Source organism: Streptomyces sp. T12, from assembly GCF_028736035.1.
GTDB lineage: Bacteria > Actinomycetota > Actinomycetes > Streptomycetales > Streptomycetaceae > Streptomyces.
The window spans coordinates 1,501,759-1,524,897 of the sequence record NZ_CP117866.1 but is presented as its reverse complement, the minus strand read 5'-3'; the positions used below and the strand labels follow the sequence as shown (position 1 = coordinate 1,524,897).

20 protein-coding genes and 1 pseudogene are annotated in these 23,139 nt (G+C 72.7%); 14 read left to right on the top strand and 7 right to left on the bottom strand.

The features are described 5' to 3' along the window. Positions 1-40: 40 nt before the first annotated feature. The 8 genes from fdhD (at position 41) to PBV52_RS06630 (ending at position 6,335) form a co-directional block, all read left to right on the top strand. Complete coding sequence (gene fdhD / locus PBV52_RS06665; RefSeq protein ID WP_274237356.1) at positions 41-901, top strand: formate dehydrogenase accessory sulfurtransferase FdhD; 861 nt, start codon at positions 41-43, stop codon at positions 899-901. Beyond that, positions 898-2,265 (top strand): D-inositol-3-phosphate glycosyltransferase, encoded by a 1,368-nt coding sequence (gene mshA / locus PBV52_RS06660; RefSeq protein WP_274237355.1) that lies wholly within the window; start codon positions 898-900, stop codon positions 2,263-2,265. Before fdhD ends, mshA begins: the two co-directional genes overlap by 4 nt. A 186-nt stretch (positions 2,266-2,451) precedes the next feature. Continuing rightward, positions 2,452-3,210, top strand: a complete 759-nt coding sequence (locus tag PBV52_RS06655; protein ID WP_274237354.1) for a hypothetical protein — start codon at positions 2,452-2,454, stop codon at positions 3,208-3,210. Continuing rightward, entirely contained in the window at positions 3,207-3,749 is a 543-nt protein-coding gene (locus PBV52_RS06650; protein ID WP_274237353.1) for a histidine phosphatase family protein, read from the top strand. The genes PBV52_RS06655 and PBV52_RS06650 overlap by 4 nt, the downstream gene beginning before the upstream one ends. A 47-nt stretch (positions 3,750-3,796) precedes the next feature. Beyond that, positions 3,797-4,423, top strand: coding sequence for a YigZ family protein (locus tag PBV52_RS06645; RefSeq protein ID WP_274237352.1), 627 nt, complete (start codon positions 3,797-3,799; stop codon positions 4,421-4,423). Positions 4,424-4,857: 434 nt separating this feature from the next. After that, positions 4,858-5,445 (top strand): RNA polymerase sigma factor, encoded by a 588-nt coding sequence (locus PBV52_RS06640; protein WP_274237351.1) that lies wholly within the window; start codon positions 4,858-4,860, stop codon positions 5,443-5,445. 275 nt (positions 5,446-5,720) lie between these two features. After that, entirely contained in the window at positions 5,721-5,951 is a 231-nt protein-coding gene (locus tag PBV52_RS06635) for a hypothetical protein (protein ID WP_274249295.1), read from the top strand. Between the two features lie 213 nt (positions 5,952-6,164). Beyond that, a complete protein-coding gene (locus PBV52_RS06630; protein WP_274237350.1) occupies positions 6,165-6,335 on the top strand; it encodes a hypothetical protein in 171 nt (56 codons plus the stop codon). Here PBV52_RS06630 and PBV52_RS06625 read toward each other — a convergent pair. Then, positions 6,316-6,987 (bottom strand): DUF4328 domain-containing protein, encoded by a 672-nt coding sequence (locus tag PBV52_RS06625; protein ID WP_274237349.1) that lies wholly within the window; start codon positions 6,985-6,987, stop codon positions 6,316-6,318. The genes PBV52_RS06630 and PBV52_RS06625 overlap by 20 nt on opposite strands. 278 nt (positions 6,988-7,265) lie before the next feature. Between PBV52_RS06625 and PBV52_RS06620 the strand changes: the two genes are divergently transcribed. Beyond that, positions 7,266-8,429, top strand: a complete 1,164-nt coding sequence (locus PBV52_RS06620; RefSeq protein ID WP_274237348.1) for an exonuclease SbcCD subunit D — start codon at positions 7,266-7,268, stop codon at positions 8,427-8,429. Beyond that, positions 8,426-11,581 (top strand): SMC family ATPase, encoded by a 3,156-nt coding sequence (locus PBV52_RS06615; protein WP_274237347.1) that lies wholly within the window; start codon positions 8,426-8,428, stop codon positions 11,579-11,581. The genes PBV52_RS06620 and PBV52_RS06615 overlap by 4 nt, the downstream gene beginning before the upstream one ends. 20 nt (positions 11,582-11,601) lie before the next feature. Here PBV52_RS06615 and PBV52_RS06610 read toward each other — a convergent pair whose 3' ends face one another. Beyond that, complete coding sequence (locus PBV52_RS06610) at positions 11,602-12,048, bottom strand: Lrp/AsnC family transcriptional regulator (RefSeq protein WP_274237346.1); 447 nt, start codon at positions 12,046-12,048, stop codon at positions 11,602-11,604. Positions 12,049-12,171: 123 nt separating this feature from the next. Here PBV52_RS06610 and PBV52_RS06605 point away from each other — a divergent pair, with 123 nt between their 5' ends. From PBV52_RS06605 to PBV52_RS06595, 3 genes and pseudogenes are all read left to right on the top strand, one after another. Continuing rightward, positions 12,172-12,660: a rhodanese-like domain-containing protein gene (locus tag PBV52_RS06605; protein WP_274237345.1), complete on the top strand. Its 489-nt coding sequence runs from the start codon at positions 12,172-12,174 to the stop codon at positions 12,658-12,660. Between the two features lie 57 nt (positions 12,661-12,717). Further along, entirely contained in the window at positions 12,718-13,233 is a 516-nt protein-coding gene (locus PBV52_RS06600) for an immunity 21 family protein (protein WP_274237344.1), read from the top strand. Between the two features lie 63 nt (positions 13,234-13,296). Then, positions 13,297-13,976, top strand: a pseudogene (locus tag PBV52_RS06595) (SDR family oxidoreductase). Here the strand turns inward: PBV52_RS06595 and PBV52_RS06590 are convergent. Both PBV52_RS06590 and PBV52_RS06585 read right to left on the bottom strand, forming a co-directional pair. Next, on the bottom strand, positions 13,977-15,665 hold the full coding sequence (locus PBV52_RS06590; protein WP_274237343.1) for a DUF885 domain-containing protein: 1,689 nt from the start codon (positions 15,663-15,665) through the stop codon (positions 13,977-13,979). Between the two features lie 64 nt (positions 15,666-15,729). Then, positions 15,730-16,236 (bottom strand): Lrp/AsnC family transcriptional regulator, encoded by a 507-nt coding sequence (locus PBV52_RS06585; protein ID WP_274237342.1) that lies wholly within the window; start codon positions 16,234-16,236, stop codon positions 15,730-15,732. A 93-nt stretch (positions 16,237-16,329) separates the two neighbouring features. Here PBV52_RS06585 and PBV52_RS06580 point away from each other — a divergent pair, with 93 nt between their 5' ends. After that, on the top strand, positions 16,330-17,532 hold the full coding sequence (locus PBV52_RS06580; protein WP_274249294.1) for a PLP-dependent aspartate aminotransferase family protein: 1,203 nt from the start codon (positions 16,330-16,332) through the stop codon (positions 17,530-17,532). Here the strand turns inward: PBV52_RS06580 and PBV52_RS06575 are convergent. The 3 genes from PBV52_RS06575 to PBV52_RS06565 form a co-directional block, all read right to left on the bottom strand. Beyond that, on the bottom strand, positions 17,480-18,940 hold the full coding sequence (locus PBV52_RS06575; RefSeq protein WP_274237341.1) for a GNAT family N-acetyltransferase: 1,461 nt from the start codon (positions 18,938-18,940) through the stop codon (positions 17,480-17,482). The genes PBV52_RS06580 and PBV52_RS06575 overlap by 53 nt on opposite strands. Positions 18,941-19,082: 142 nt before the next feature. Then, a complete protein-coding gene (locus tag PBV52_RS06570) occupies positions 19,083-21,722 on the bottom strand; it encodes a DUF6493 family protein (protein ID WP_274237340.1) in 2,640 nt (879 codons plus the stop codon). Continuing rightward, a complete protein-coding gene (locus PBV52_RS06565; RefSeq protein WP_274237339.1) occupies positions 21,719-23,128 on the bottom strand; it encodes an SWIM zinc finger family protein in 1,410 nt (469 codons plus the stop codon). The genes PBV52_RS06570 and PBV52_RS06565 overlap by 4 nt, the downstream gene beginning before the upstream one ends. Positions 23,129-23,139 lie beyond the last annotated feature (11 nt).

Here is a 23,139-nt window from a genome sequence, read left to right as displayed (position 1 = left end):
GGGGGGAACGACGTCCACCGACAGAACTGGGAGTGAGGCCATGGGACGGGTCACCGAGCGACGGCGCGTCGTGCGCATCCGGGACGGCGCGCTGAGCGTACGTCCGGACACACTGGTGGCGGAGGAGCCACTGGAGATCCGGCTCGGCGGCAAGCCGCTGGCGATCACCATGCGCACGCCCGGGGACGACTTCGCGCTCGCCGCCGGCTTCCTGGTGAGCGAGGGCGTCGTGAGCCGGGCCGAGGACGTCGCGAACATCGTGTACTGCGCGGGCGCCACGCAGGACGGCTCGAACACGTACAACGTCGTCGACGTGCAACTCGCCCCCGGCGTACCGCTCCCCGACATCACGCTCGAACGCAACGTGTACACCACGTCGTCCTGCGGCCTGTGCGGCAAGGCCAGCCTGGACGCCGTACGCACCACGGCACGATGGCCGATCGCCGACACACCCCCGGTCCGGGTCACCCCGGAGCTGCTGGCAGCTCTGCCCGATCAACTCCGGGCAGCGCAGCGGGTGTTCGACCGCACGGGCGGTCTGCACGCCGCCGCGCTGTTCTCGCCCGAGGGTGGCCTTCTCGACCTGCGCGAGGACGTGGGACGGCACAACGCCGTCGACAAGCTGATCGGCCGCGCACTGCGCAATGGCGAACTGCCGCTGGCCCGCACCATCCTGCTCGTGTCCGGGCGGGCCTCCTTCGAGCTGGCGCAGAAGGCGGTCATGGCGGGCATCCCGGTGCTGGCGGCGGTCTCGGCGCCGTCCTCCCTCGCCGTGGATCTGGCGGCGGAGACGGGGCTCACCCTCGTCGGCTTCCTGCGCGGCAGCTCCATGAACGTGTACGCGGGCGAGCAGCGCCTCGACCTGCGTGCCGGGGCCATGGCGGGAGAGTCGGCGAGGTGAGCCGGTACACCCTCGTGGGCCCGCCCCGGACGCGGACACCCGGCGCCCACGGCCGCCCCCGCCGCGTCGCCATGCTCAGCGTGCACACCTCACCGCTGCACCAGCCCGGCACCGGCGACGCGGGCGGCATGAACGTCTACATCGTCGAGCTGGCCAAGCGCCTCGCCGCCCTCGACATCGAGGTGGAGATCTTCACCCGGGCCACCTCCGCCGCACTTCCGCCCACCGTCGAACTCGCGCCCGGCGTCCTGGTACGGCACGTGGCCGCCGGACCCTACGAAGGTCTGGCCAAGGAGGACCTGCCCGCCCAGCTGTGCGCCTTCGCGCACGGCGTGACGCAGGCCTGGGCAGGCCACCACCCCGGCCACTACGACGTGGTCCACTCCCACTACTGGCTCTCCGGCCACGTCGGCCGGCTCGCCGCCGAGCGGTGGGGCGTCCCGCTCGTCCACGCCATGCACACCATGGCCAAGGTCAAGAACGCCAACCTGGCCGACGGCGACAACCCCGAGCCCGCCGCCCGGGTGCTCGGCGAGACCGAAGTCGTACACGCCGCCGACCGGTTGATAGCCAACACCGAGAAGGAAGCGGACGAACTGCTCCGCCACTACGACGCCGACAGCGGCCGGGTCGCCGTCGTCCACCCCGGAGTCGACCTGGAGCGCTTCCGCCCCGACGCCCGGGGTGTCGAGGCCGGACGCGCCGCGGCCCGGTCCCGCCTCGGCCTCCCGCAGGACGCGCTGATGCCCTTGTTCGTAGGCCGCATACAGCCGCTGAAGGCGCCTGATGTCCTGCTGCGCGCGGTGGCCCGGCTGTTGGAGGAGCGGCCGTGGCTGCGTGAGCGGATCGTGGTGCCGGTCGTGGGCGGGCCCAGCGGCAGCGGCCTGGCCAGGCCGGAAGGCCTGCAGAAGCTGGCGGCCCGCCTCGGCATCTCGGACGTCGTGCTGTTCCGGCCGCCGGTCGGCCAGGACCGGCTCGCCGACTGGTACCGGGCGTCCTCCGTCCTGGTCATGCCTTCCCACAGCGAGTCCTTCGGTCTGGTGGCCGTCGAGGCACAGGCGTGTGGCACCCCGGTGATCGCCGCGGAGGTCGGTGGCCTGCCGGTGGCCGTACGAGACGGGGTGAGCGGCGTTCTCGTACCCGGGCACGATCCGGCGGACTACGCGCGGGCGCTGTACGGCTTCGCCGACGACCCGGCGCGCTCCGCCCGGATGAGCGAGGCCGCGGTCCGGCATGCCCGGTCCTTCGGCTGGGCCACGGCCGCGGCGGCGACGGCGGACGTGTACACGGCTGCCCTGCTCCGTCGCGGCTGCGGCGCTCGCGTACGCGGCTCTGGCGCAGGCGGCGAGGGGCAACTCCAGTAGCCCCGGTCCGCACTCCTGTCCGGGCGGGCCCGGGCGCAGTACCGTTCGGGCAATCCGCACGGCAGGGGGTGGCGATGCCCGGGTACGACAGACGCGTCGCGCGCGTGAACGGACCGTACGGCCATGGATGACCAGCGAACTCCCGACAGACCCGACGTGCGCCACGCTGACCGGAAAGCGGGCCGGATGGCTGCGGACGACCGCGCGGCCGCCTACGCTCGCTCCGTGCTGCGCATCATCGACGCCCGAACCGGCGAGCCCGTCGACGCCGCGCCCGCCCGCCGGGGCCTGACCCGCATCGAGGCGCATACGGACGGCTTCGACGTCACCGCCCTGCGCGTCCTGCTGGTCGCCGACCTGCTCGTCCGTGCCCTGGAGCTCGGCGGTACGCCGGTCTGGGCACTGCTCGACGACGACCGGCAGCAGGCGGAGCTGCGGGCCGGCGCCGCGGCGCTGGGCATCCGGCCCTTCGAGGAAGGCCGGGACGCCGCATCGGGCCTGGGCGAGGCGCAGGTCATCCACGTCGTCCGCGAGGGCGGCGCGGAACCCGACGGCGTACGGGTCGCCGTCGCGCCCGTGCACTCGGAGGCGCCCCCCGGGGAGGCCGACCCCGCCGCCCTGCGCCTCGCGCTGCTCTCCCGGCGCAGGAGCGTGCCCGAACGGCTCGACGCGACCGCCCTCGGCGAAGCCCACGACACCCTCCTGCGCTGGCGCCGTGCCGTCGCCGCGTGGGCGCGGCAGCCGTCGCGGCCCATCCCCGACGAGGTGCGGACAGAGCTCCGTACCGCCTGGGAGGACGACCTCGACGTCCCCGGGGTGCTTGCGGTCCTGCGCCGGGTGGAGACCGCACCGGACCTGTCGGACGGCGCCCGCTTCGAGACGTACGCCTACGCCGACCGCCTCCTCGGCCTCGACCTCACCCGCGACCTGGGAACCCCGGCATGACCGCGCGTATCGGAGCGGGCCCGCTGCGCCGCCTGGTCGTCCTGCGGCACGCCAAGTCCGCCTGGCCGGACGGCGTCGCCGACCACGAACGCCCACTGGCCCCGCGCGGCCACCGGGACGCCCCGGCCGCGGGCCGGATGCTGGCCGAAGCCGACTGTCTGCCGGACCTCGCCCTGTGCTCGACCGCCGTACGCGCGCGTGAAACCTGGGAACTGGCCGCCGCCCAGTGGGGCACGCCGCCGCCGGTGCGCCACGAGCCGCGGCTGTACGCGGCGGACGTACCCGACCTGCTGGCGGTCGTGCACGAGGTGCCCTCCGAGGTCGAGACGCTGCTGTTGGTCGGGCACAACCCCGGCCTGGAGGAGCTCGTCCTCGAACTCGCCGGGGACGGCCTGGACGACGCGCTGGACCAGGTCCGTACGAAGTTCCCGACATCGGCGATCGCCGTACTGGCCTGGCACGGCCCCACCTGGCGGGCCCTCGCGCCCGGCACGGCCCTGCTGACGGGCGTGATGGTGGCCCGGGGCAAGAAGAAGTGAGCGCCTCCCGCGCGGGCGGCCGCGGGCGCTGCGCATAGGCTGGCCGGATGCAGGACGAATACCGCACAGTCGCCCACGCGGGCGTGCACGAGACCGAGGTCAACCGCTCACGCTTCATCTGTGCGCTCGCCCCGGCGGCCACCGAACAGGAGGCCCAGGACTTCCTCGCCGCCATCCGCAAGGAGCACGCCGCCGCCACCCACAACTGCTGGGCCTACGTCATCGGCGCCGACGCCGCGATCCAGAAGGCGAGCGACGACGGCGAACCGGGCGGCACGGCCGGCGTCCCCATGCTCCAGATGCTGCTGCGCCGCGACATGCGGTACGTCGTCGCCGTCGTCACCCGCTACTACGGCGGCGTCAAGCTCGGTGCCGGCGGGCTGATCCGGGCGTACGGCGGAGCGGTCGGCGAGGCGCTGGACACCCTCGGCACCCTCACGCGGCGCCGCTTCCGGCTGGCCACGGTGACCGTCGACCACCAGCGCGCGGGCAAGGTGCAGAACGACCTGAGGTCGACCGGGCGCGAGGTACGGGACGTGCAGTACGGAGAGGCGGTCACGATCGAGATCGGTCTGCCGGACGCCGATGTGGAGGCGTTCCGGGCGTGGCTCGCGGATGCGACGGCGGGGACGGCGGGGTTCGAGCTCGGGGAAGAGGCGTACGGGGACGCTTGAGGGGGACGGCACCGCGGCAGCACACCGATGAGTCCGGCACCGCATCGCCCGTAAGGGAGTCGAGACCGCACACGTGAGATGACGTCTAAGGGTTTTTCCCTCCCGGCGCGACCTGGTGGCATGAGAATGAGCAAGGCTGCTGTGCCGGCGGCCGGGGTGATGGTGGTATCAGGTCACGGGAGCTGGCCGTTTCTGGTCTCACTGGGGGTGATGGGAGTCGCTGTGATGATCTATCACCTGTGTGCGGAGCGGTCCCGGCGCAAGACCTTGGTGGCCGTGTTCCGTACGGCCCCCACCGACAGCATCGTGGTGCAGGGACGAGGCCCAGGCTGTCCGGAACTGTGGGTGAGAGTCGGAAGCAGTTCACACCCCGATCCGCTCCCTGCCCGCCACGACAGGGACGAGCACGGCACTCAGTGGCCCGGGGGTGCGGGGTGACGGAACCGCCTCCGCAGCCGATTCCCCGCGAATGGTGTGCGGAGCTCGAACGTTGCCACCGCGATCACGCCCAGCGGCTGTTCGGCCACGTCTTCCTGCTCACCAAGCGGGACAAGCAGACCACCGAGGATGTTGTACAGGACACCTTCCGGGCCGCCGCTGGAAATTGGGGTCGGTTACGCCGCTTGGGAGCCGAATCCCTTGCAGGGTGGCTGTTCGGTGCTGCGTCGAACATCGCCATCGACTATTTCCGTAGAAACGAACGGGCCCGGCGATACCAGGCCGAGGTATGGGACCGGCTCTACCAGGCGTCTCCACAGGACACCTGCCATCTCGCACTTACCGAGGCGGCGTTGGAGCACTGCTGGAAGGTGATCGAGCGAATGCCTCCCCGACAGCACGCGGCCGCGCTCCTGCGGTGGCGATGCGGGTACACCTACCGCGAAATCTCAAGCATCCTGGGTATGACGGAAAAGACCGTCAGCGCCCACCTGTCCACCGCGCGCCGCACGCTGATCGACGAGGTGGGCCCATACCTGCCGTTCGACCTGGACAAGCCGCAGAAGGGAGGCTCACAGTCATGACGGACGAGGATCGTACGGACGACAGGACGGAGTCTGTGCTCCGCGGCATCTACGGTGCACTGTCCCACGAGGCGGACCGGCAGGCGGAAGAGGCGTTCGACCCAGAGGCCGGCCTGGCGCGATTCTCCAAGTGGCTGAACCAGCACTCGGCCCCGTCCTCATCGGAATCCGGAGCAGAAGAAGCGGTGACGCGGGCGCACCGGCACACTGCCGTCGGACAGAGGCGCGTGCGTATCGGCGGCACTGAGAAGGGCGTCGGTCCCCTGTCTCCTGAGGTGGAACCAGACGGCCAACTCCAGCTCTACGCGGCGGTCGCGGTCCCGCTGAAGGAAGCACACGCAAGGGTGCGCGCACTGCAAGTCCCGGAGGGCGTACGGATGGCGCTGACCCGCAAGCTGCTGGTCATCACGGCAGCGGCCAAGCACGATCTCGCCGACGCGGCAAGGCGTCTGGAGCGGTTCATGGCGGACCTCGACGAGGGACGAATCCCCGACGAGGAGCGCTGAACAGCACGAGCCGGGCTGCATTCCACCGATGTGTGTGCGCTGATCCACCTGCTCAGGCGATGCAGTACGGCGTGCCCTCAAGGGGTGGTGTCGGGACCACCCCTCTTTCGGTGTTCAGGCCCAGCGACGACGACCACCGCGAGCGGCAGGATTCACACCGTCGGTAAACGAACCGACGCGCATCCACCACACGCACCAACCCGGGGGACACCCATGACGGAAACCTTCGCGCGGCGCCTGACCGGCGTCGCGGGCATCGCCCTGATGGGGGCGATCCTCAGTTACTGGCTGCTGGCCCTGGGCATCTCCACCTACCGCAGCGGCACGCGGCCCGTTCCGGCCCGAGGTGGACCCTGTCGATGCCTCAGGCCGACGCGCCCTTGACGACCACAGACAGGTACGGCCCCTCAACCGCCTTGAGCCGCTGCATGGCGGTCAGCCGGACGGCGAAGTACACGGCGGCAGCGGCGGCGACGATGTGCACCACGTCGGCGGCCATGTACTGCACCACCCCGTCCCTGATCTCCGTCAACGTCTCGGCGTCCTTGTATTTCGTCCCGGCGTACCGATTGAACAGGACGCTGAAGACGAACAGAGCCCACCACAGGTTCACCGGCCAGGTCCGCGCCCGGTACCGCTCGCCCTCGGCTGGTAGGGGAGTAGCGGCCCCCCACATGTCGAGGGCGATGCGGTACGGCATCCAGAGGTTCACCAGCGGAATGAGCCAGGCTCCAATGGCCCAACCGGGGCCCCGGCCGAACTGGTCCGGCGCCAGAAGCCCGGTGTTGCGGCGCATACGGAAAAACCAGACGACGAACACGATCGCGGCGGGCAAGTACACGATGACCTGGTACCGCCCGGCCGTCTCGTACAGCGAGGAAGCGGCTTCCAGTTCCTGCTGCGCAGCCGTGACGAAGCCCCCGTCTCCGTCGATCGCCGCCCGGAGCCGAAAACCGGCGAACAGGCTGAACAGGTCACACAGGGCAATCAGAGCGAGCCCTGCGACGGCTGCGACCAGGAGACCGAGAGACGACACGGGCGCACCTGCGGGCAGCAGGGGACCTGGACGTGGATCACTGGATGCGGACATGGCGATGGGCCCCCACGGACGAGAAAGGAAACGGTCCGCGGAACAGCGTGCGGCCGAGGCACGATACGTCGATCGCGCCGGTCCGTCCATGACAATGTTGCGGCGCGCAAGACGCCCTGAGTGCGGCATGCGTTAGCGTGGCGGGTGTTGACGGCGAGCCCTGTGCTGGTTCGTGCTGGTTTCAGAGGTGCAGTAGGGGCAAACGTGCGGTTCAGAGCGATTTCATGAGAATTCTGCACACCTCCGACTGGCATCTCGGCCGGGCGTTCCACCGGGTGAACATGCTCGGGGCCCAGGCCGAGTTCATCGGCCATCTCGTCACGACCGTGCGCGAGCGCGGCGTGGACGCGGTGGTCGTCTCGGGAGACGTGTACGACCGGGCGGTGCCGCCGCTCGCCGCGGTCGAGCTGTTCGACGATGCCCTGCACCGGCTCGCCGACCTCGGTGTGCCGACGGTGATGATCTCCGGGAACCACGACTCGGCGCGCCGGCTCGGTGTGGGCGCGGGGCTGATCGGGCGGGCCGGCATCCATCTGCGGACCGAGCCCGCGGCGTGCGGCACACCGGTCGTGCTTCGGGACGACTTCGGCGACGTGGCCTTCTACGGCCTGCCCTATCTCGAACCCGCCCTGGTGAAGGACGAGTTCGGCGTCGACAAGCCCGGGCACGAGGCCGTGCTCGCCGCCGCTATGGACCGGGTACGGGCCGACCTCGCCGCACGTGCGCGTGGCACGCGGTCGGTCGTCCTCGCGCACGCCTTCGTCACCGGGGGCGAGGCCAGCGACAGCGAGCGGGACATCACCGTGGGCGGGGTGGCCGCGGTACCTGCCGGGGTCTTCGACGGCGTGGACTACGCGGCACTGGGCCATCTGCACGGCAGCCAGACCATCACCGAGCGCGTCCGCTACTCGGGCTCGCCGCTGCCGTACTCCTTCTCGGAGGCCGACCACCGCAAGAGCATGTGGCTCGTCGACCTGGACGCCGACGGCGCGGTCGCCGCTGAGCGCGTCGAGTGCCCGGTGCCGCGTGCGCTGGCCCGGATCCGGGGGACGTTGGAGGAACTGCTCGCCGATCCCGGGCTCGCGCGGCACGAGGAGGCGTGGGTCGAGGCGACGCTCACGGACGCCGTGCGCCCGGCGGACCCCATGGCCCGTCTCGCCGAGCGCTTCCCGCACACGCTCATCCTGGTCTTCGCCCCCGAGCGGGCGCCGGACGATCCCGACGTGTCCTATGCGAAGCGGCTCGCGGACCGGAGCGACCAGGAGATCGCGGAGGACTTCGTGGCGCATGTGCGGGGCGCCGGGCCCGACGAGCGCGAACAGGGCGTGCTGCGGGACGCCTTCGACGCGGTGCGGGCCGACGAGGCCGTGCGGGAGGTGGCGCGATGAGGCTCCACCGCCTCGACGTGACGGCGTTCGGGCCCTTCGGTGGCTCCCAGAGCGTCGACTTCGACGCGCTGTCGACGGCCGGGCTCTTCCTGCTGCACGGACCGACCGGCGCCGGGAAGACCTCCGTCCTGGACGCCGTCTGCTACGCGCTCTACGGCTCCGTGCCGGGCGCCCGGCAGAGCGGCCAGGGTGGCATGAACCTGCGCAGCGACCACGCCGCGGTCGGCGCCCGCACGGAAGTCCGCCTCGAACTCACCGTCGCCGGACGCCGGTTGGAGATCACCCGGCAACCGCCCTGGGAGCGCCCCAAGAAGCGCGGCACCGGCACGACGCTCGACAAGGCGCAGAGCTGGCTGCGCGAGTACGACGCGCAGGCCGGGACCTGGAAGGACCTCAGCCGCTCGCACCAGGAGATCGGCGAGGAGGTCACCCAGCTGCTCGGCATGAGCCGCGAGCAGTTCTGCCAGGTCGTGCTGCTGCCCCAGGGCGACTTCGCCCGCTTCCTGCGCGCCGACGCCGAGGCCCGCGGCAAGCTGCTGGGCCGCCTCTTCGACACCCACCGCTTCGCCGAGGTCGAGAAGCGCCTCGCCGAGCGCCGACGGTCGGCCGAGACCCAGGTGCGCGACGGCGACGCCGCGCTGCTGGCCGACGCCCATCGCATGCAGCAGGCGGCGGGTGACGCCATGCGGTTGCCCGACCTGGCACCGGGCGAGCCGGGCCTGGCCGACGCCATCCTCGGTGCCGCCGCCATCGCCCGCAGCATCGCCCGCGAGCAGCTGACCGTCGCCCACTGCCGCCTCCTGGCCGCCGAGTCCGCCCAGGCGGCCGCCGACCACGCCCTGGCCGGCGTACGCGAAGTGGCCCGGCTGCAGCGGCGGTTCGCCGAGGCGCGGGAGCGGGCCCGGCTGCTTCAGGAGAGGGCCGACGCGCACCGGGAGGCGCAGGCAAGCATGGAGCGGGCCCGCAAGGCCGAGGCCGTGGCACCGGCGCTGGAGCTGCGGGAGGCCACCGACGCCGAACACCGGCGGGCGGCCGTGGCAGAGGCACGCGCGCGTGCGCTGCTGCGAGGTGCCTTCGGTGAGGGAGGCGCGGGTGTGGGGGCGGATCGTGGCACGGGGGACGGACCTGGCGGCCGCCCCGGAGCCGGGCACATGGTTTTCCGGCCGGAGGACGTCTCTGTCGACGGGCACGGCGAGGCCCTTGGGGCGCACGCGTCTGCCCGGACGCCGGACGACTTCGCCGACGCCGGTGCCGCGGGGCTCGCCGCCGCCGCGCGTCGGGTCGCCGAGGAGCTGGGCGGGCTGGAGTCGGCCCGTCGCGGCGAGCAGCGGTTGGCCGAACTCGTCGCGGAGCGCGCGGATCTGGATGGCCAGGAGCGGGCGGACGACGACGTCCGGCTGGAGGCGGAGGCCTGGCTCGCCGGGTGGGAGGAGGCCCGGGCCGCACTGCAGGCCCGTATCGAGTCCGCACAGGAGTCCGCGAGCCGCGCCGACCAGCTGGCCGTGCAGCGCGAGCCCGCCCGGCAGCGGCTCGCCGCCGCTCGGATGCGCGACCAGCTGGCCGGCGACACGGAAACGGCCGCCCGACAGGCTTCCGACGCCCAGGAGTCGGCGCTGAAGGCCAAGGCGCACTGGCTGGACGTCAAGGAACAGCGCCTCAACGGCATCGCCGCCGAACTCGCCGCACAGCTCGAGGACGGCGAACCCTGCGCTGTCTGCGGCGCCACCGACCACCCCGCACCCGCCCGCAAGGACGCTGGACACGTCGACCGGGAAGCCGAGGAGCGGGCGCTGGCCGCATACCAGCGGGCCGAGGAACGGCACGCCGAGCACGAACGGCGCCTGGGCGTCGTACGGGAAGCCCTGGCCGCCGCGAGCGCCGAGGCCGGCGACCTGCCGACCAGCCAACTCGCGGAAGCCGCCGACAAGTTGGAGCGGCTGTTCACGCAGGCCCGCAGGGACGCCTCCACGCTGCACTCCGGCCACGAGGAGCTGCGACGGGCCGAGGCGGAGCACGAGCAGCGCACCTCCGCTCAGCAGCAGGCGGCCGTCCGAGCCGCCGCCCGGGTCGGCCACCGCGAGCGGCTGGACCGCGAGAAGGGCGCCCTGGAAGCGGAGTTGGCACAGGCCCGTGGCGCCGCCGCCAGCGTGGCCGCGCGGGCCGCGCAGCTGGAGCGGCAGGTCGCGCTGCTCACCGACGCCGCCGACACCGCGCGCGCCGCCGAGGACACCGCCCAGCGGCTCAAGGACGCCGACGCCCGCCTGGCCGACGCCGCCTTCCGCGCGGGCTTCGACACCCCGCAGGCCGCGGCCGCCGCGCTCCTCGACGACGCCGCCCACCGCGAGCTCCAACGACGGCTGGACGCCTGGCAGTCCGAGGAGGCAGCCGTACGCGCCGTCCTCGCCGAGACCGACACCGCGGCCGCCGGCCGGCAGCCGCCCGCCGACCTCGGTTCCGCGGAGCGTGCCGCTGCCGCCGCGGCACAGCGCGTCCGCGACGCCGCCTCCGCGCGCGACGCGGCCGCCCGCCGCTGCACCGAGCTCGACCGGCTGTCCGCCCGCGCGGCCACCGCCGTACGCCAACTCGCCCCGCTGCGCGAGCAGTACGACCGCGTGGCCCGCCTCGCCGCTCTGACGGCCGGCACCTCGGCGGACAACGAACGCAAGATGCGCCTGGAGTCGTACGTGCTGGCGGCCCGCCTCGAACAGGTCGCCGCCGCCGCGACCGCACGGCTGCAGCGCATGTCGTCGGGCCGCTACACCCTCGTCCACTCCGACGACCGGGCCGGCCGCGGCCGCAGCGGGCTGGGGCTGCACGTCGTCGACGCCTGGACCGGGCGCGAGCGGGACACGGCGACGCTGTCGGGCGGCGAGACGTTCTTCGCCTCCCTCGCCCTCGCCCTCGGCCTCGCGGACGTCGTCACCGACGAGGCCGGCGGGGTCCGCCTCGACACCCTCTTCATCGACGAGGGCTTCGGCAGCCTCGACGACCAGACCCTCGACGAGGTGCTCGACGTCCTCGACTCCCTGCGTGAGCGCGACCGCAGCGTCGGGATCGTCAGCCATGTCGCCGATCTGCGGCGGCGGATCCATGCCCAGCTGGAGGTCGTGAAGGGGAGATCGGGGTCGGCGCTGCGGCAGCGGGGCCACTGAGCGGGGGACGTCGGGCGACGTCAGTGGCCCAGCGGGCGGCGGGGCAGCGGGGATGAGTAGACGACGCTCGTCGTCACCGAGCCCAGCGTGCCGATCTTGCCGGACACCTCCTCCAAGTGCCGCATCGACCGCGCGGCGACCTTGATGACGAAGCAGTCGTCGCCCGTCACGTGGTGCGCCTCCAGGATCTCCGGCGTCGCGGCGACCAGGTCGTGAAACGGCTTGTAGTTGCCGTTCGGATACCGAAGACGCACGAAGGCCAGGATCGGCATGCCCAGCGCCTCGGGGTCGACGACCGCTGCGTACCCCTGGATGACGCCGGCCTCCTCCAGCCGCCGCACCCGTTCCGTGACCGCGCTCGCGGACATGGAGACGGCACGGGCCAACTCGGCGAAGCTGGCGCGCCCTTCGCGCTGGAGGACATCGAGGATGCGCCAGTCAGTGGCGTCCGGGGAATACGCGGTCATGTCCGAGGAATAGCAGGGGAATCCCCGGCAGATCAAGGCCCACACCGTGGAACGGCTCTTCAGGAAGAAGATCACCGGCCGTAGATTTCTGATCATCGAGATCCGCCAGGGAGGGACCAGATCATGACCGCCATCACGACCACCACCACCGTGAACCCCGTACTGCGCGACGCGCCCGCCGCACCGGCCGAGGCCGCCGCCTACTTCCGGGCGAGCCTCGTCTTCCACGCCGACGTGTCCGACGTCGCCGCCGCGCTCGCGGCCGACGGCGACCCCGGATTCGTGGTGCTGGACTCCCGTTCCACCGAGTCCTGGGACCAGGGCCACATCCCCGGCGCGATCCACCTCCCGCACGCCCTCATCCCCGAGCAGGCCGCGCAGCTCCTCGACAAGTCCGTGCCCGTCGTGACGTACTGCTGGGGCCCCGGCTGCAACGGCGCGACCCGCGCCGCCCTCGCCCTCGCCGAACTCGGCTACCAGGTCAAGGAGATGCTCGGCGGCTTCGAGTACTGGGCACGCGAGGGCTTCGAGTTCGAGACCTGGCAGGGTCGCGAGCGTCGTGAGGCCGACCCGCTGACGGTGCCCGTGGACGCGGAGAACTGCGGCTGCTGAGGCGGGAGTCGGACACGGCGACCGGGTGAGGCCGCGGTGCGTGTAGGTTCTGCTGCCATGGTGCGATACGCGGAACCGGGCACGGTGCAGTGGGTGGAGTCGGGCGGCGGCCCCCTGATAGCCGTACCCGAGACGGTGCTGCCGTTCTGGGCGGGCGCCGACGGCGACGAGACGGCCTCGGACTACGACCGGGCCTGCGAGGTCGACGGGTCCGTCGGACTCCTGCCCGTGGGCGACAGCGCGGCGCTGGTGTTCGGCGACGAGCCCGCCTCGACCTCCTATCTGCCCGACCACGGCATCTTCGTACGCTGGTGCGCGGCCGACTCCGAGGAGGAACTCCTGGCCGGGGTCCCGGCTGCCCTCGCCGCGGCGGTCTGGGAACGCGAGGTGCGCTGGAACGTGCCGGGAACGGTGGTCCTGTTCGACTCGGCCTGGCCAGGACCGGAGACGGAACGGACCGAGCACCTGCGGGTGGCCCTGGAGCCGGGGGCGTACGCGGTCCGTGCCGCCCAGGTGCAGCCCGGCCCGGAAACCTGGCTGGGGCTCGTCCAGCTCCGACGACTGCCGAACTGACCCGGCGGGCCCGCGCGAACAACCGGGTGCGCCGCACCCGGCCGTTCCCCCTCATGGACTGCCATGCCCCGACTCCCGCACCCCGCCCCCGAGGCCCTGCGCCGCGATCCCCTGCCCCTGCGCGGCCGGACCGCCCTGGTCACCGGGGCCGGCAGACGCGCCAGCATCGGTCACGCCGTGGCCCGGCGGCTCGCCGCGTACGGGGCGAGCGTCCATCTGCACCACCATGGGCCGCACGACGCCGCCATGCCGTGGGGAGCCGACCGCCCCGAGCACGTCGTCGCCTCCGTGCGCCAAGCGCTCGGCGACCCGGATGCCCAGGTCCTCGCAGGGCCCGCCGATCTCACCGACCCGGCCGCGCCCGCCGAACCGGTCGCCACGGCCGCCGCGGCACTCGGCGGGCAGCTCGACATCCTGATCGCCAACCACGCGCGGAGCGGCTCCGACGGCACCCTCGACGAGATCGACGCCGCGATGCTCGACGCGCACTGGGCGGTCGACACCCGCTCGGTGCTGCTCCTCGTCCAGGCACACGCCCGGCTGAGGCCGGCCGGCCCCGGCGGCCGCGTCGTGATGATGACCTCCGGCCAGGACAGGCGTACAAGGCCGTGGCGGCCCGCTTCCCCGCCGGCCGGTGGGGCATGCCCGACGACCCGGCCCGCCTCATCGCCTGGCCGGCGACGGACGAGGCGGGCTGGATCACCGGTCAGGTCATCGACTCCGAGGGCGGGTTCCGGCGCTGATCACAGGGCGGCCAGTTCGTCCACCAGGTCGTCCAGGCCCAGCGACCCCTGGGACAGGGCCGCCATGTGCCAGGCCTTGAGGTCGAAGGCGTCGCCGTGCCGCTCGCGCGCCTTGTCGCGGCCGAGCAGCCATGCGCGCTCGCCGAGCTTGTAGCCGATGGCCTGCCCCGGGATCGTCAGATACCGGGTCAGCTCGCTCTCCACGAAGTCCGCGGGACGGCTGCTGTGCGAGCCGAAGAACTCCTGGGCCAGCTCCGGAGTCCAGCGCTCGCCCGGGTGGAACGGGGAGTCGGCCGGGATCTCCAGCTCCAGGTGCATGCCGATGTCGACGATGACACGGGCGGCCCGCATCATCTGCGCGTCGAGGTAACCGAGCCGGTGCTCCGGGTCCGTGAGGAAGCCGAGCTCGTCCATGAGCCGCTCCGCGTACAGCGCCCAGCCCTCGGCGTTGGCGCTGACCCCGCCGATGGTGGCCTGGTAACGGGAGAGGTTCCCGGCGACGTACGCCCACTGCGCGAGCTGGAGGTGGTGGCCGGGGACGCCCTCGTGGTACCAGGTCGAGACCAGGTCGTAGACCGGGAAGCGGGTCTGGCCCATCGTCGGCAGCCAGGTGCGGCCCGGACGCGAGAAGTCCTCCGACGGGGGCGTGTAGTACGGCGCCGCCGCACCGCCGGGCGGGGCGATGCACGACTCCACCTTGCGTACCGGCTCGGCGAGTTCGAAGTGCGTGCCGTCGAGCTTCTCGATCGCCTCGTCCATCAGGCCCTGGAGCCACTCGCGGACCTCGTCGACGCCCTCGATGTGCTTGCCGTGCTCGTCCAGGTGGGCCAGCGCCACCCACGGCGTCGCGGCGCCCGGAAGGATCTTCTCGGCCTCCTTCTTCATCTCGCCGAGCAGCCGGTGGAACTCGGACCAGCCGTACGCGTACGCCTCGTCCAGGTCGAGGTCGATGCCGTTGAAGTAACGGGCCCAGCGGAGGTAACGGTCGCGGCCCGCCGTGTTCGGCGCGCCCTCGATCGCCGGCACGTACACGTCGCGCATCCAGTCCCGCAGCTCCACCACGGCGGCCGTCGCCCCGCGGGCGGCCTCGTCCAGCTCCGCGCGCAGCGACTCGGGACCGGCCGAGGCGAAGTCCTCGAACCAGCCGCGTCCCTCGCCCGAGTCGGACCACTCGGTGAGCTGTTCGACGAAGGTGGTGGTCGGGCGCGGAGCCGCGTACAGCTTGCGCTCCAGGCCCAGGGCGAGGGACTCGCGGTAGCCCGCGTACGCGGCCGGCACCGCGCGCAGCCGTTCGGCGATCGCCGCCCAGTCCTCGTCGGACTGGTTCGGCGTGACGGTGAAGACCTCGCGCACCGAGTGCGCGGGGGTGGCCATGTTGCCGACCGAGCGCAGGCCCTCGTCGGCCTCGTGCACAGCGAGTTCCGCGGTCAGCCGCTCGCGCAGCAGGCGCGCACACCGGCGCTCGATGTCACTGTCCGCGCCGGGCCGGCGCTCGGCCTCGTCGAGCCGCGCGAGCGTGGCCCGCCCGAGGTCCGCGAGCGCCTCCTGGCCCGCGGGCGAGAGGTCGGGGAGCTTGCTCGAACTCTCCTTCACGCCGAGATACGTACCGGTGACCGGGTCGAGGGCGATGAGCTCGTCGACGTAGGCGTCGGCGACCTCACGGGGCAGCGGGCTGTTGGTCTCTGACATGCGGTCCATCCTCATACGGCGACCGCTGCCGCGTCAGCCTGGTTTCACTCGCCCCTGCCCCGAGTCAGGCCGATTTCGCTGAGGGCGTGTTTCCCGGCGCGTCGGGTGGCAGCAGCGGCCCGCAGTCCCACTGCTGGAAGATCAACCGCGTCTCCACCCGCGCCACTTCACGCCGGGACGTGAACTCGTCCAGCACCAGCCGCTGGAGATCCGCCATGTCCGCGACCGCGACATGGACGAGATAGTCGTCCGGCCCGGTGAGATGGAAGACGGTCCGCGACTCCGCCAGCGCCCGGATCCGATCCACGAACGGCCCCACCAGCTCCCGCCGATGCGGCCTGACCTGCACCGACAGCATCGCCTGAAGCCCTCGGCCGAGCTTGCCCGGGTCCAGCCGGAGCTGATGGCCGAGGATCACGCCCGCACGGCGCAGCCGCGTCACCCGGTCCAGACAGGTCGACGGCGCGACCCCGACCTGCGCGGCGAGATCGCGGTAGGTGGTCCGGGCGTCGTTCTGCAGAAGCCGCAGCAGATGCAGGTCGACCGGATCCAGTACGACAGATTCAGCCATGGCCCGAACGTAACACGGGGTTTCGTCGCCGCCACCCGGCCGGTGTTCAGTCTTCCGCCCATGGACTCAGCGAGCAGAGAGGCATACGACGGTATGCACGGGTACGACGACGTACGCACCGCACCGAGAGCCCTTGCCACGGAGGCCGTGCACGCCGGCCGCGACGACCTCGCGCGGCAGGGACTGCACGCCCCGCCGATCGACCTGTCGACCACCTACCCCTCCTACGACAGCCGTGGCGAGGCCGCCCGCATCGACGCGTTCGCCACGACCGGCGCGGAGCCGGACGGCCCGCCCGTCTACGGCCGCCTCGGCAATCCGACCGTCGCCCGCTTCGAGACCGCCCTGGCCCGCCTCGAGGGCACCGAGGCGGCGGTCGCCTTCGCCAGCGGGATGGCGGCGCTGAGCGCGGTTCTTCTCGTACGGGCCTCGATGGGCCTGCGCCACGTCGTCGCCGTACGCCCGCTGTACGGCTGCAGCGATCACCTGCTGACCGCCGGACTGCTGGGCTCGGAGGTGACCTGGACCGACCCCGCGGGGATCGCGGAGGCAGTGCGTCCGGACACCGGCCTGGTGATGGTCGAGTCCCCGGCGAACCCCACGCTGGCCGAGGTGGACCTGCGGGCGGTGGCCCATGCCTGCGGCTCGGTCCCGCTGCTCGCGGACAACACCTTCGCCACGCCCGTGCTGCAGCGCCCCGCCGAACAGGGCGCACGGCTGGTGCTGCACAGTGCCACCAAGTACCTCGGCGGGCACGGGGACGTGATGGCGGGCGTGGTGGCCTGCGACGAGGAGTTCGCCGGACGATTGCGGCAGATACGGTTCGCCACGGGCGGCGTCCTGCACCCGCTGGCCGGCTACTTGCTGCTGCGCGGCCTGGCGACCCTTCCCGTCCGGGTACGGGCCGCCTCCGCGACCGCCGCCGAACTCGCCGGCCGCCTCGCCGCCGACCCGCGCGTCGCCCGCGTCCACTACCCGCGCATCGGCGGCGCCATGATCGCCTTCGAGGTCCACGACGACCCGCACGACGTCATCGCCGGCGTCCGCCTGATCACCCCCGCCGTCAGCCTCGGCAGCGTCGACACCCTCATCCAGCACCCGGCGTCCATCAGCCACCGCATCGTGGACGAGGACGACCGCCGGGGTGCCGGGGTGAGCGACCGGCTGCTGCGGATGTCGGTGGGTCTGGAGGACGTGGAGGACCTGTGGGCGGACCTCAACGGAGCGCTGGAAGCGGCGGCCCCTACGGTGCTTCGGCCCTCCACAACTCACCCGCACTCGACAGTCGCCCCGTAACCCCCACGCTGCCCTCCGGCTCAACCAGCGGAGCGTTCAGCCGGGCCGTGATGACCAGGGTCCCCTCCTCGATCTGATAGTCGAGGGGGAGGCCCAGGCCACGCATCGCGGCGACCATGCCGGTGTTGGACGACTGCGTCACGGCGTACACACTCTCGCAGCCCGCCTCGACCGCCATCGCCACCAACCTGCCGAGCAACTCACCGCCGATGCCGCGCCGCTGCCATTCGTCCTCGACGAGCAGCGCGACCTCCGTCTCGTCACCGTCCCACAGCAGATGACCGAGCCCGACGATGCGCCCCGACGCGGTCTGCACGGCGAGCGTCCGCCCGAAACGCGGACTGAGCAGATGGTTGAGATAGCGGTCGGCATCGCCGACCGGCCCGTGGTACCGCATCCCGAGCGTTCGCGCCGAGCACCGCTCGTGCATCTCCCTGGCGGCCCGATGGTCACCGGTGTCCGCCCGCCGCACGGTGATGTCGTTGCCCTCCGGCAGCGTCAGCACGTCCTGGCTGCGCGGCACGCGCGGGCCGAGCCGCGCGTCCAGCTCCACCAGCGCCCGCGCCCGCGCGAACTCGGTCGGCGTGAACGGCAGATACGGCCGCTCCACAGTGATCACTCCACCTTCCGGCGCCCGCAGCCGCATCACGGTGTCGTCCAGAGCCCCTTCCACCGGTACCGGCTCCGGCCCCCGGCCGCCCCCGGCCGGCACGGCGGGCAGCGACCGGATGGTGCAGCGGCCCAGCAACTGCCGCAGTGCCAGCGGAAGTTCGGCCGCGTCCAGGGCGGTACGGGTGGCGAGGCCGAGCACCCGGGTCGGCGCGTCCACCAGGTCGTGGGCGTCGGCCCGCTCGATCCAGGTCCCGGCACCGCCGGCCATCGAGACCGCTCGGGTGATCTCGGCCGCCGCGAGCCCGCCGGGCGCACGCAACAGGAACTCGTCCACCGTGCCCTCGGCCAGCGGATGCGTCTGCAGGCTCAGGATGTCCACCCGCAGCTCGGCGAGCGCCGTGCACAGCGCGGCCAGCGATCCCGGTTCGTCCTTCACCGTCGTCCGCATCCGCCACAGCGCACTCTCTCCGGGCACCGTCGCGGCCGCGTCCTCCGACTGGTCCGGCTGTCCGGCGTCCGACCGCCCGGCCCGCTCCTCGGAGCGCGGCCGGGCACCGGTATCGCCTGTCGGCGGTGCGTGACCGTGGCGGCGTGCCCACCATGTGTGGAACCCCGCCGTGGCGGCCAGCACGGCCGCCGAGACCAGCAGCACCGCCGGCCCGTCGGGCCCGTGCCCGATCAGGTTCGCCACCGCGTCGGCCACCGCCACCGCCGTGAAGAGCGCGGCGAGTTCGATGACGTCCCGCCGCCAGTGGTGTACAGGACGTCCGTGCTTTGCGCGCGTCACATCAGACATGTCTCGACTCATGCACCCACTGTGAAGGAACGGTGTTGCGTGATCACGAACGCTTTGTGACCGGGCGGTAAAGAACCCTTATGCCTGGTTTGTGAATTTTTCAATCAGGTTGCGGGACCGACAGGGGCGGTGCCATGCCGCGTCAGGCGGCCACCGGCTCCGCCAGCGCGCTGCGCAGCCGCCGGGCCTGGGTCACGAGCCGGGAGGAGCCACGGCGGTCCGCCGTCCGCGCCAGGTGCGGCAGTTCCTCGCGTGCCCCCGTTCGCTCGGCGCATTCCGCGGCCACGGCCAGGAGATCCGCGAGTCCCCGTGCCGGCGCGGCCGCCCCTGCGGTCGCGAGATCGGCGAGCAGGACGGGCAGGGTGTGCCGGAGCATCCCCCATATGGTCGCGTTCGCCCCCGTGGCCGCCGCCGTCCGCGCCGACTCCACGAGCCGCGACGTCTTCACGGCCCCGCGCCGCACCAACTGCCCGAGATCCGCGCCCAGCCGGGCCGCGTCCAGTTGCCCGCGCGCAGCCAGCACCAGCAGGGCGTCCACGGCGGCGAGCCGGTCCTCCGGATGCCGTGCACCGAGCCCGTACGCCACGGCCAGGTGTACGGCCTCACCGGCCTCGCCGCCGGACTCGGCGAGGAGCGGGAGGATCGCGGCGGCACCCCGGGTTTCGTCCACGGCGACCGTGGACAGGTCGCGCAGCAGCCTGGCCGCGACGAGTTCACGCCGCTCGGGCAGGAGGGCGAGCCAGTGCTGACGTATGGAGTCCTCCCAGTGGTAGCAGTGCCAGCGCTCCCGGTAGACGCTCACCGGTCGGCCGAGAGGCCGGAACTCCGCCGGGAAGTCCTCCTGCAGCTCCAGGAGCTCACCGAACTCCAGCAGGATGCGCGGACCGGCCGTCCGCCGTCTCTCGGCGGGCAGAGCCGGGGACTGGGCGGTGAGCCACCTCGCGAGCCGTGCCCCTTCGACGGTGCCGAGCGCCGCCGCGCGGGACGCTGCCGACGCGGCCGCCGTACGGTCCTCGCGCCGCACCCGCAGCAGCGCCTGAGCGAAGTCGGCCGCCGAGACCTGCGCGTCACGGCGCCGGTACTCGGCGAGGCGACTCACGAGCTCGTCCGGTTCCAGCAGGCCCGTGCCCCAGGTGGGGGTGGAGAGCAGGAACGGCAGCGGTTCCGTACGGATCCGGTACGCCACCTCCCAGATACGGGCGTTGAAGGCACGAGCGAGCGCGCCGTGGACGCACTCGGACCCCGACGTCCCGTGCTGGACCGCGGCGTGCAGAGCGGCGGTGGGAACCTTGTCGAGCAGCGTCGCGAGCAGGAGCTCCAGGCTGTGCGGCCGGTTGCCGAAGTACTCGCTCGGCCGGATCTGCGGGGACTCCGCGGTGACCCACCACAGGCGCGCCACGACGGGGCCGAGTGCCTCCACCAAAGCGGCCCTGTCCTGGTGCGCATGGCGCACCAAACCGTCCAACGTGCGCTCGAACGTCGCCACGTCCGCGCCCGACGCCAGCAATGCACCGACCTCTTCGGCGAGTTCGGTCACCGACTCCGGTGCGGGTGCGACCCGCACCGGCTCGGGTGCGGGCGGCAGCACCTCCTCGTACGGCACCGGCTCCAGGGACGCCGGAGCCACTCCCAGGCTCCGGACCGCCCGCGCTCGCAGCACCGGGATCAACTGCTCGGCAGCCGACGCGAGTTCGTTCTGCGCGTCCTCGCCCTGGACCTTGCCGACATGCCGCTCCACCAGCTTGAGCGCCCGCTCCTGCACGTCCGAGTCCTCGTGCCCGAAGGCCTGTGCGGCGGCGGGCAGCAGCTCCCCGGCGGCGAGCGGGTCGCGGGCGATCACCTTGCCCAGCAGCACGAGCTGGGCGCGTACGAGCTTCTTCTCGGTGCGGAAGAGGACGGCGCCCGACATCTCGACCAGCTGGTGGGTGGTCAGTTCACCGTCCAGGGCCAGTGACGCGAGCACCGACTGGGCGTGCGCGGCCACGACGGAGGCGGCGTCGCAGGCCAGTGCCAGCCAGTCGGCCGTGTGCTCCCGCTCCTCGTCCCGGGTGAGCGCGAATGCCTGCAGCATGCGCAGGAACACCCGGTGGTCGGCCGCCGGACCGCCCCGCAGCAGCCGGGCCAGGCATGCGTCGACCGTCGCCTTCCGGTCCAGGACTCCCTCGGCGGTGAGCCGCGCGAGCGCCTCGGTCCAGCTGTTCGGACCCTCGGTCGGGGCCCATGCCAGACGGCTGCCGATGTCGTTCGTCTCGAAGAGCGCGGCCGCGAGCTGCGCGAGGTGCGGGTCCTTGCGCAGCCGGTCCAGGACCGTGTCGCCGCGCTGCCAGACGTGGCTGATGTGCTCCACCCACCCGTGGACGTAGGCCTCGGTCGTCGGCACCGGGCAGCCGGAAAGCCGCACCAGGCCCGCCATCAGCTCATACGGCACCTGCGCAGCGACCGGCCGCTCGGCGATCCGGTGCGCCACATCGGCGAGCCAGCCGGGTGCCCGGTCACCCAGGACGTCGATCAGCACTCCCGGTGACGCGGGCCACCAGCGCATGTCGGAGGCCGCCAGCCAACTCGCCACGCCCGCCGCACCGGTCTGGCACGCGGCCCCCGCCGCATGCAGGGTCGGATAGGCGCGGCGGGACTGCATCGTCCACTGATCCGCCCGCAGCTCCTTGCGCAATGCCCTCAACTCGGGGAAGAGCACCCGCCGTTCGGCGTCCGTCATCCCGTCCAGCAGACTCACCGCGTCGGCCGTCCGCCCGGCCCGTACCGCGTCCATCAGTGAACTCATCGCGCACCCCCGTCGACCCGTGCCATGTCCGCCTGCGCCGAAGCGATGCCTCGCCGCACCATCCGCAGCGCCAGCGCGTGCTTGCACGGCCCGCGCCCACCCCGGTACTTCGCCCACCACAGACAGCTGCAGCTGAGCACCCCCGCCGCGTCGCGCACCCGGTGCACATGGCCGTCCTCGGCCGTCACCGTCCCCACGGCGCCGTCCAGCGCGACCGCGCCCGCCGACACCAGCGCGCGGGCCGAGCGCAACCGTGGATTGTGGCGCTCCACGCGCTCGGCGTCGTACGGCAGCTCCCGGTGGAAGTAGGCCGCCTCCGCCGTGTCGTAGCCGACCCGCCCCGACGTGCCCAGACGGATCAGAGCCGACCGGACCCGCTCGGGCGTGAGGCCCGACGCTGCCGCCAGGTCGGCGACGTCGATGCGGGGCTCCCAGGCCAGCAGCACCGCGACCAGCTCCGCGTCCTCGGCGGCCTCGTCGGTGGCGAGCGCGTCGAGGACGCCGCCCTCACCGGAGAAGCCGCGCGAGGCGTCCGGCGACAGTGTCAAGGTCAGCCGCATACCGGGCAGGACCGCCTCCCAGGCACTGGCTGTCGCGGCGCCCCCGCCGGTCACCGCGGGGCCGTACACCCGCAGGGCCGTGGCATGGCGCAGCACCCGCTGGAGCGCGATCAGTCGCTCGGGGCCGGGCAGGCACACCGCACCGGGCACCGCGCGCGTGGTCGGCCGCAGCCCGCTCCCCGAGGGCACCACCCACCGCGCGCCCACCGAAGCGCCGCGCGCCCCACCGCGCGGCAGCGCACGCAGGAACCGCACGGCCTCGGCGGCCGGCAGCTCGGCCCGCAGGTCGAAGCCGGCCGCTGTCACCTGAGCCTGCGCGAAGCCCCGCAGCCAGCGGTCCGGGAGCGGCACCTTCTTCTCCACGACCGGACCGTCCAGCGTGGTCACGGCCAACTCCTGCGGGCCCACCCGCAGATGCAGCGGATCGTCCGCGCCGATCCTGGACAGGGCCTCGCGCAGGGGGTTGTTGACGTCGACGTTCGTCGTGCCGTGGCCCACCTCGCCGCCGTCGAGGCCCGCCTCCAGCACGTCCAGGCGGGCGTACACCCCGCAGCAGCCCGAGAAGGACTCGAAGCGCAGCCGGTCGCCGTTGCCCGTCACCACCGGGTCGAGGGAGGCGCGCAGCTGCCGCTGGTAGTAGCGCGCGGCCGCCACGTCGGCCACCGCGAGCAGCCCGGCCGAGGCCACCTGAGGAGACGTCAGGAAGCCTGCGAAGAACCGCGGATGGTCCTCGACGCCCGAAGGCGTCGCACCCCGTGAGGTCTCGAGCCCCAAGCGCTGTCCGTCCACTGCGGACTCCAGCACGGAGGGTCGGCGATAGGCCACGGCCTGTAGAGATCGCGTCATGGAAAAACCGT

Coding starts and splice junctions, on each gene's coding strand:
- PBV52_RS06630 (WP_274237350.1), top strand. CDS start 6,165: ATGACGGAAACCTTCGCGCGGCGCCTGACCGGCGTCGCGGGCATCGCC.
- PBV52_RS06645 (WP_274237352.1), top strand. CDS start 3,797: ATGCAGGACGAATACCGCACAGTCGCCCACGCGGGCGTGCACGAGACC.
- PBV52_RS06570 (WP_274237340.1), bottom strand. CDS start 21,722: ATGAGTTCACTGATGGACGCGGTACGGGCCGGGCGGACGGCCGACGCG.
- PBV52_RS06565 (WP_274237339.1), bottom strand. CDS start 23,128: ATGACGCGATCTCTACAGGCCGTGGCCTATCGCCGACCCTCCGTGCTG.
- PBV52_RS06580 (WP_274249294.1), top strand. CDS start 16,330: ATGCACGGGTACGACGACGTACGCACCGCACCGAGAGCCCTTGCCACG.
- PBV52_RS06610 (WP_274237346.1), bottom strand. CDS start 12,048: ATGACCGCGTATTCCCCGGACGCCACTGACTGGCGCATCCTCGATGTC.
- PBV52_RS06585 (WP_274237342.1), bottom strand. CDS start 16,236: ATGGCTGAATCTGTCGTACTGGATCCGGTCGACCTGCATCTGCTGCGG.
- PBV52_RS06590 (WP_274237343.1), bottom strand. CDS start 15,665: ATGTCAGAGACCAACAGCCCGCTGCCCCGTGAGGTCGCCGACGCCTAC.
- PBV52_RS06650 (WP_274237353.1), top strand. CDS start 3,207: ATGACCGCGCGTATCGGAGCGGGCCCGCTGCGCCGCCTGGTCGTCCTG.
- PBV52_RS06655 (WP_274237354.1), top strand. CDS start 2,452: ATGGCTGCGGACGACCGCGCGGCCGCCTACGCTCGCTCCGTGCTGCGC.
- fdhD (WP_274237356.1), top strand. CDS start 41: ATGGGACGGGTCACCGAGCGACGGCGCGTCGTGCGCATCCGGGACGGC.
- PBV52_RS06575 (WP_274237341.1), bottom strand. CDS start 18,940: ATGTCTGATGTGACGCGCGCAAAGCACGGACGTCCTGTACACCACTGG.
- PBV52_RS06615 (WP_274237347.1), top strand. CDS start 8,426: ATGAGGCTCCACCGCCTCGACGTGACGGCGTTCGGGCCCTTCGGTGGC.
- PBV52_RS06620 (WP_274237348.1), top strand. CDS start 7,266: ATGAGAATTCTGCACACCTCCGACTGGCATCTCGGCCGGGCGTTCCAC.
- PBV52_RS06600 (WP_274237344.1), top strand. CDS start 12,718: ATGGTGCGATACGCGGAACCGGGCACGGTGCAGTGGGTGGAGTCGGGC.
- PBV52_RS06605 (WP_274237345.1), top strand. CDS start 12,172: ATGACCGCCATCACGACCACCACCACCGTGAACCCCGTACTGCGCGAC.